We start from the raw sequence: 6903 nt of genomic DNA, 5'->3' as shown, positions 1-6903 counted from the left end.
GCAACGCCACCTCCACCCCTTCCTCCCCGGCCGCGACGCCGCCGAGCACCCCCGCCGTGGCTTCGAATGCCTCCGTGCCGGTGCGGGCGGAGACGCTGACGCCCGTCATCCATGAGCTCGCCAGCGAGAGCGCCCTCCCCGAAGGCATCGTCATCGAGTTCGCGCTGCCCCTGCGCCCGCGCTCCGAGACCGTCGGGAACACGGTCGTCACCCTCACGCCCGAGGTGCCCGGCCGCATTGCGTGGACCGGGCCTTCGTCGCTGCGCTTCACCCCGTCCGCCCCCGGCACCGGCTTCGCGGCCGGGACGACGTACACCGTGTCGGTGGACGCGGTGGAGACCGACGCCGGCATCGTCAAGCCGCCGTCCGAAAGGGCCTGGCGCTACAACTTCACCACGTACGCGTTCAAGTACGTGCAGCTGTTCCCCACGCGGATGGACCTGCTCAAGGGCCACGTGGAGCTGAGCGTCGTCTTCTCCGGGCCGGTGGACCTGGCCGCGGTGCGCTCCCGCGCGAGCTTCCGCGTGGGCGATGCCGCCATCACCGACGTGAAGTGGAGCAGCCGCGCGGACACCCGCAACGCGCTGGCCGTCACGCTCACCCACCCGAAGCTCAAGCCCTCCGCGTCCGTGGAGTTCGCGCTGCGCGAAGGACTGCCGCTCGTGGGGTCCGCCAAGGTGACGGCTCCGGCGGCCACCGACCGCTTCGCGCTCAACGCCGGCAAGCGCACGGACATCACCTTCGCGAACCTGCAGGAGGGCGCCAGCGGCTACTTCTTCGAGGTGAGCTGCCGCGACGTGGACGCGAACGCCGCGCCCAGCCCCACCGACGAGCAGTGGGACTCGTACTACTACGACGACGACAACCGGGGCTGCTCGCTGAGCGACGCGGTGGCGGCGGAGGCCCTGCGCATCAAGCCGAAGGTGAAGTTCTCCGTCGCGCCCTCGCGCCGCGGCTTCCGCATCTTCGGTGACTTCAAGCGCGGCCCGCACACGCTCTCCATCGCGGAGGGCACGCCCACGGTGGGCGGAGGCACGCTGCTGGGCTCATGGTCGCGCGGCTTCTCCGTGCCCGCGCGCCAGCCCCAGGTGCGCTTCTCCACCAGCGGCCGCTACCTGCCGCGCAGCGCGTGGCGCAACCTGCCCCTGCAGCACCTCAACGTGGAGGGCGTGACGCTCACGGTGCGCAACGTGCCGCCGGAGAACCTCGTCTTCTGGATGAGCAACGACTCCCAGGAGCAGGCGGACGCGCGCACCAGCAACGTGGTCCTGAAGAAGGAGATCCCGCTCAAGGCGACGGCGGACACGCTGCTCACCACCTACGTCGACGTGGCGTCGCTGGTGCCCGCCACCACGCGCGGCCTCGTGGAGATCACCGCCGAGCGCGGCGAGTTCCGCGCTGCCTCCCGCATCCTGCTCACCGACCTGAGCCTCGTGGCGAAGAAGGGCGGGCCCGCGCCGGGCTCCAAGGACTCCGGCGAGGTCTGGGTCTGGGCCCTGGGGATGGAGAGCACGGAGCCCCTGTCCGGCGTGGAGGTGACGCTCGTGAAGCGCAGCGGCCAGACGGTGGCCCGCTGCACCACGCAGGCGGAGGAGGGCTGCCAGCTCAAGGTGCCCGCGCCCGGCGTGGATGACAGCGAGCCGTTCGCGCTGGTGGCCAGGAAGGGCGACGAGCTCACGTACCTCAAGTACGACGAGCTGAAGACGGAGATCGCGAACTCGGACGTGCAGGGCGAGCCGTACCGCGCCGAGCAGCCGTACCGCGCCTCCGTCTGGTCCGACCGCGGCGTGTACCGCCCCGGCGACACCGCGCACGTGGCCGCGGTGCTGCGCGGCCAGGACAACCTGGCGCCGCCCGCGGGCGTGCCGGTGGAGGTGCGCGTCATCGACCCGCGCGAGCGGGAGATCCGCAAGGTGACGCTGAAGACGAACGCGGCGGGGCTCGTGTCCCTGGACCAGCCGTTCGCGGCCTTCCAGGACACGGGCCGCTACTCCGTGCGCCTGAAGGTGGCGGACCGCGAGGTGGCCTCCTACGGGTTGAGCGTGGAGGAGTTCGTCCCGGAGCGCATGAAGGTGACCGCGAGCACCCAGGCGCCCGGCTACAAGCAGGGCGAGGAGATCCCCGTGGCCGTGGAGGCCGCGTACCTCTTCGGCGGTTCGGCGGAGGGCAGCCCGGTGGAGATGACGTGCCGGCTGGAGCCCGTGCCCTTCAAGCCCAAGCAGAACGCCCAGTACACCTACGGCCTCTGGCGCCAGGACGGCAAGGAGCCGCGGCCCGTCACGCTGGGCCAGGTGAAGGGCGAGCTCGATGCGAAGGGACGGGTGGTGGTGAACTGCCCGGCCAACGCGGCCTCGGGTCCCCTCAAGGGCGCGGCCCGGCTGTCCGCCGTCGCCAGCGTCTTCGAGTCCGGCAGCGGCCGCGCCACGGTGGGCGAGGCGAACGTGCCGGTGCACCCGGAGGCCTTCTACCTGGGCCTCCAGGCCAACACGCAGAAGGTGAAGGCGGGCACGCCCTTCACGCTGTCGGGCGTGGTGGTGGACTGGAACGGGGAGCTTCTCGCGGACGGCAAGGGGCCGAAGACGGTGGAGCTGGAGTACCAGCTCATGGAGGAGAACTACGGCTACTACTACGACGAGGAGTCCGGCTACGAGCGCTACCAGCGCTACCTGCGCCCGCAGCGCGAGGGCGCGACGACGGTGAAGGTGCAGGGCGGCCGCTTCACCACCACGGTGCTGCCGGGCCATGACGGGGCGGGCTACCTGGTGCGCGCGCGCGCCGGGGCCACCCAGACGGACCTGAACCTGGAGGGCGAGGGCCGCTACTACTGGTGGGGCGAGGACTCGCGCGTGGATCAGACGCCGCGCCCGCAGAAGCCCACCACGCTGGACCTGGTGCTGCCCGCGAAGGGCCGCGTGGGCGAAGCGCTCGCGGTGAAGGTCAAGGCGCCGTACCGGGGCCGCGTCCTCTTCACGGTGGAGACCGACCGCGTCGTCACCACCGCGTGGAAGCAGGTGGAGCCCGGCGAGGTGTCCTGGAGCTTCACCCCGAAGGAGTACGCGCCCAACGTCTACGTGAGCGCGTTCATGGTGAAGGACCCGCACCTGGAATCCGCCCAGGCGTTCATGCCCGACCGCGCGTTCGGCGTGGGCAGCATCGCGCTGGAGCCGGTGGACTTCACCCAGGCCGTCACGCTGACGGTGCCCAAGGAGGTCCGCTCCAACGACACCCTCACCGTGGACCTGTCGCTGGAGGGCGTGGAGGGCCCCACCTTCGCCACCGTGGCGGTGGTGGACGAGGGCATCCTGTCCCTCACGCGCTTCCAGAACCCGGATCCGCTCAAGGAGATCTTCACCCGGCGCGCGCTGGGCGTGCAGACCTTCGAGACCGTGGGCTGGGCGCTGCTCGTGCCCCCCGGCGGCAACTCCAGCTCCACCGGCGGTGACGAGGCGGGTGCGGCGGGCCGTGTGCAGCCCGTGAAGCCCGTGGCGCTGTGGAGCGGCGTGGTGGAGGTGCCGGCGTCCGGCAAGCTGCGCGTGCCCTTCAAGCTGCCGCAGTACCGGGGCGCGGTGCGCGTGATGGTGGTGACGGCGGGCAACAAGCGCATCGGCCGGGCCAGCGCGCAGGTGCTGGTGCGCGACCCGCTGGTGCTCCAGACGACGCTGCCGCGCTTCCTCACGCAGAACGACGACGTGCAGATTCCCGTCTTCATCACCAACCTGTCCGGCAAGGCGCAGGACGTGAAGGTGTCGCTGTCGGCGGAGGCGCTGGCGGTGCCGGGGCTCGCGATGCCCGCGGACGTGGGCTCGCCGTTGCAGCTGTCGGGCAAGAACGAGGGCCGGGCCCGGGTGGAGGACGGCAAGTCCCACACCTTCGTGTTCCAGGGCCGCGCGGTGCAGTCGGTGGGCGCCGCCCGGCTGGTGGTGACGGTGGAGGGCGGTGGCTACACGTCGCGCGAGCAGTTGGACGTGCCGCTGTCGCCGGCGGGGCCGCGGGAGCGCCGCATCCAGCAGGTGGAGCTGGCGCAGGGCACGACGGACCTGGGGCCGCTGCTCCAGGGCTGGGTGCCCACCACGGAGCGCACCACGGTGTGGGTGACGAACAATCCGTACGCGAAGTCGCTCCAGCACCTCTCGTACCTGGTGCGCTACCCGTACGGCTGCATCGAGCAGACGACGTCCTCCACCCGCCCGCTCTTGTTCGTGAGCCAGCTGGTGGATCGCGTGGATCCGACGCTCGCCGCCACCGCGAAGGTGGAGGACATGGTGCTGTCGGGCATCAACCGGGTGCTGTCGATGCAGACGGCCTCCGGCGGCTTCGGGTACTGGCCGGGCAACCAGGACCCCGTGGCCTGGGGCACCGCCTACGCGACGCACATGCTGCTGGACGCGCGCAAGCTGAAGTACCCGGTGCCGGACGACCGGGTGGACAGCGCGCTCACGTGGATGGCCAACGAGCTGACCCAGCACGAGGGCAAGCTCGCCCAGGACGGCCACTCGGATCAGCACGCGGAGCCGTACATGCACTACGTGCTCGCGGTGGCGGGCAAGGGGCGCAAGGCGCGGGTGCAGGCGCTGGTGACGTCGCTGGAGACGGGCGCGAAGAAGAAGGCGCTCACCGGCCAGGACCAGGAGGACCTGTACCTGCTCAAGGCCGCGCTGTGGCTGTCCGGCGACCGGCGCTACGAGAAGGACCTGCGCACCCCGGACCTGTCGCCCGTCACCGACGAGCGCAGGAACAGCTGGGACTTCTACTCGGACCGGCGCCGGCGCGGCATGATGCTGAGCACCTTCCAGGACCTCTTCGGTGACGCACCGGAGGGCGAGCCGCTGGCGCGCATGGTGGCGACGGCGCTCCAGCAGAACACCTCGGCGTACTACTCCACGCAGGAGCTGGTCTGGGGCATCACCGGCCTGGGCAAGCGGCTGCAGGGCACGGCCACCTCCTTCACGCCGCCCACGCTGACCGCCGGGGGCAAGTCCCTGGCGGCGGTGCTGGAGAAGGACGCGCGCGTGACGGACCGCACCTGGGCCCTGGCGCGCGCCAGTGAGCGGGCGGGCCTGTCGCTGGACCTGAAGACGAAGGGGGAGGGCTCCGTCTACCTCATCGTCAGCAGCGAGGGCGTGCGCACGAAGCCGGAGGTGAAGGTGGGCGGCCAGGGGCTGGCGCTCAAGCGCACCTGGCGCTCGCTGGATGGCACCACGCTGGACCTGAAGGCCGCGCCGGTGAAGCTGGCGGACCTCATCTACGTGGAGCTGGAGCTGACCAACACCACCAGCGAGCGCATCCAGAACATCGCGCTGGTGGACCGGCTGCCGGCGGGCTGGGAGATCGAAAACGCCCGCCTGGGCCGGGGTGGCAGCGTGGACTGGGTGGCCGAGGACGCGCTGTGGACGGCGGACTACGTGAACCTGCGCGATGACCGCATCGAAGTGTTCGGTGCGCTGCAGGCCAAGGAGACGAAGAAGGTCGTCTACGCGGTGCGCGCGGTGACGGCGGGCTCGTTCACGCTGCCGTCCGCGGAGGCCGAGGCGATGTACGACTCCGCGACCTGGGCCCGCGAGTCCGCGGGCACGGTGCAGGTGGCGGGCCCCTGGAAGGACGAGCTGCTCTAGGCCCCCATGCGTCGCGTGCGTCCAGGTGCAAGGAAGTGGGTGGGGGTGGCGCTGGCGGGGCTCGTGCTTGTCTGCATGGGCCTCGCGGCGGCCTGGTGGGTGCCGTTGCCGGAGCGGTTGGCGGCGCCCCCCTCGGTGGTGATGGCGTACCGGGATGGCTCGCCCGCGTACGTCTTCCTCGCTCCGGATGACCGGTGGCGCATCCCCGCGCCGAAGGACCGCGTCGACCGGGCCTACGTCCGTGCCCTGATGGCGCTGGAGGACAAGCGGTTCTTGCAACATCCCGGCGTGGATCCGCTCGCGGCCCTGCGCGCCTTCGGCCTCAACCTGAGCCGGGGGCGCCGGGTGTCGGGAGCGTCCACGCTGACCATGCAGTTGGTGCGCGTGCTGGAGCCACGGCCGCGCACGTTCACCTCCAAGGTCGTGGAGTCGTTCCGCGCCGCGCAACTGGAGGTGCGGTTGTCCAAGCAGGAGGTGCTGGAGGCGTACCTCCAGTTCGTGCCCTACGGCCGCAACATGGAGGGCGTGGAGGCGGCGGCGCTCGCGTACTTCGGGCACACCGCCGCGCACCTGAGTCCCGCGGAGATCGCCACGCTGCTGGCGGTGCCGCAGAACCCGAACCGGCGCTTCCCGTCGCCGGAGAATGTGGCCCGGCTGCGCTCGGCCCGGGATGACATCGCCAGGAGGCTGCTGGAGTCCGGGGGCTTGAGCGTGGAGGGGGTGGCCTCCGACGTGGTGCTGGCGGAGGTGCGCGCGACGCAGGTGCCGGATGTGTTGAAGCCGTTCCCGAGGGAGGCGCCGCACGCGGCGGTGTGGCTCAAGGCCCGGCGGCCGGAGGCGACGTGGCTGCGCACGACGTTGGACGCGGGCACGCAGCGGTTCGTGGAGCGCACGATGGGGGACGCGGCCCGGCGCCTGGAGCGGCAGGGCATCCACAACGGCGCGGTGGTGGTGGCGGACCGTGAGGCGGGGGAGGTGCTCGCGCTGGTGGGCAACTTCAACTTCTTCGACGGGGACAACGGCGGGCAGATTGTCGGCTTCGCCACGCCGCGCTCGCCGGGTTCGGCGCTCAAGCCGCTCTTGTACGCGCTGGGCATCGACCAGGGGTTGGTGGGGCCGGAGACGCTGGTGACGGACATCCCGGTGACGTACGGCGGCTACGCGCCGCGCAACTTCGACGGGCGCTTCCAGGGGCTGGTGCGGATGGAGACGGCGCTGTCTCAGTCGCTCAACCTGCCGTTCGTGCTGCTGCTGGAGCGGCTGGGGGTGGAGGGGTTCCTGGGCTCGCTGC

The 6903-nt window shown here is 71.4% G+C and carries 2 protein-coding genes; both read left to right on the top strand.

The window, feature by feature from the left end; all coding sequences use genetic code 11:
* Positions 1–5612, top strand: a 5612-nt coding sequence (locus D7V97_RS37610; RefSeq protein ID WP_120615423.1) for an Ig-like domain-containing alpha-2-macroglobulin family protein, incomplete at its 5' end; no start/stop codon positions are given.
* A 6-nt stretch (positions 5613–5618) separates the two neighbouring features.
* Positions 5619–6903, top strand: a 1285-nt coding sequence (locus D7V97_RS37605) for a transglycosylase domain-containing protein (protein ID WP_199729093.1), incomplete at its 3' end; no start/stop codon positions are given.

It is taken from the genome of Corallococcus sp. CA053C, assembly GCF_003611675.1.
Classification (GTDB): Bacteria; Myxococcota; Myxococcia; order Myxococcales; family Myxococcaceae; genus Corallococcus.
Note: the sequence above shows the minus strand (reverse complement) of the source record. Positions and strands in the feature narration are given on the sequence as shown.